Below are 1,579 nucleotides of genomic sequence, written 5' to 3'. Positions count from 1 at the left end.
CTCCTCGTATTATATAGTAGTAGTGTTTATAGACCCTCTCCAAGGTCTGTATGCTATACTGTTTGGAGATACTGTGGATTGGTTCATTCCTCCTACCACTTGATGGTTACGGAAAGGCTCCAACCACAGTCTCTTTGTATCGTTGTTAATCAGTTAGATACCGCATGACGGTTGATTTAGAACGAGGTTACAAGCGCAGAGAGTTCTGTGGTCCTAAACAGTATCTAAATCTATTACTAAGGAGTGTTCTTATGATCTACATTGGAATTGATGTTGCTAAGGATAAGCATGACTGCTTTATCACGAACTCAGATGGGGAAGTCCTCTTTCCTGTTTTCACCATTCAGAATAACCGAAATGGATTTGACGACCTTTTTTCCAAGATCCAATCCATTTCTTCAGATGTGTCCAATATAAAAGTAGGACTGGAAGCCACCGGACACTACTCTTACAACCTGCTCGGTTATCTCATTGACAAAGGTCTCCCCACCTTCGTCATCAATCCGCTCCACACAAATCTTTACAGAAAAAGCCTCAGCCTTAGAAAGACGAAGACGGATAAGGTCGATGCCCGAACCATTGCTATGATGCTTATGTCTGATGTAAACTTGAAGTCCTACTCAGACACATCTTACCACAACGAGGAGTTAAAGTCACTCACCCGTTACCGTTTTGATAAAGTTCAGGAACGCGCTCAACTCAAACAATCTGTTTCCAGACTTGTCACCATCCTCTTCCCTGAATTGGAAAAGCTTGTTCCGTCACTACACTTGGCTTCTGTGTACGCCCTCCTTTCCGAACTCCCTTCTGCCAGAGAGATTGCATCCTGCCATCTGACACACCTGACGAAGCTGTTGGAAAATGCCTCGAAGGGCCGTTACAGCAGGGAGAGAGCGATTGAAATACGGGAGGCAGCCAGAGTCTCCATCGGCTCTAACATGCCTGCCAAGTCTCTGGAATTAAGGCACACACTCCGACTGATCGGTGAACTGGACTCTGAAATTACGGAAATCGAATCCGAGATCAAACGGATCATGGATCAGATCCCTTCCCCGATCCTGACCATTCCAGGAATAGGCTACCGTATGGGTGCCATGATCCTGGCTGAAATCGGGGATTTCTCCCGCTTTGATTCACCGGATAAGATCCTGGCATATGCCGGGGCTTCCCCTTCCACCTATCAATCCGGGCAGATGGAATCCTCTTATTCCCATATGGAAAAACGAGGCTCACGCTATCTACGGTATGCTTTGATCAATGCAGCCAAATATGTCTGCCACTGGGATGAAACATTCGGTGCATACCTCCAGAAGAAGATTTCTGAAGGAAAACACTACAACGTTGCGATTACACACGCCACCAAAAAACTTGTACGATTGATTTACGCAATGGAAAAGTCCGGCAAGCCTTACATAAAAATGGCATAACCTTTTCTGTTCTATAACATTTCTTTTGAGCACCGGTATACGATGCTCTGTTTGTCATGCGATTTTCAAGGTACAACGATATCTGAAATGCGTTCCCGCAATTCATTCATAAAATCTTCATTTCAGACTTGACTTTTAATAGTTAGTCTTTC

1 protein-coding gene is annotated in these 1,579 nt (G+C 44.6%); it reads left to right on the top strand.

The window, feature by feature from the left end; translation table 11 throughout:
• Nucleotides 1–251 precede the first annotated feature (251 nt).
• Nucleotides 252–1,427, top strand: a complete 1,176-nt coding sequence (locus tag INF30_RS14530) for an IS110 family RNA-guided transposase (protein WP_226395718.1) — start codon at nt 252–254, stop codon at nt 1,425–1,427.
• Nucleotides 1,428–1,579: the final 152 nt, after the last annotated feature.

This window comes from Claveliimonas monacensis, from assembly GCF_014982975.1.
Taxonomy (GTDB): domain Bacteria; phylum Bacillota; class Clostridia; order Lachnospirales; family Lachnospiraceae; genus Claveliimonas; species Claveliimonas monacensis.
This window is presented reverse-complemented; position numbering and strand designations above follow the sequence as displayed.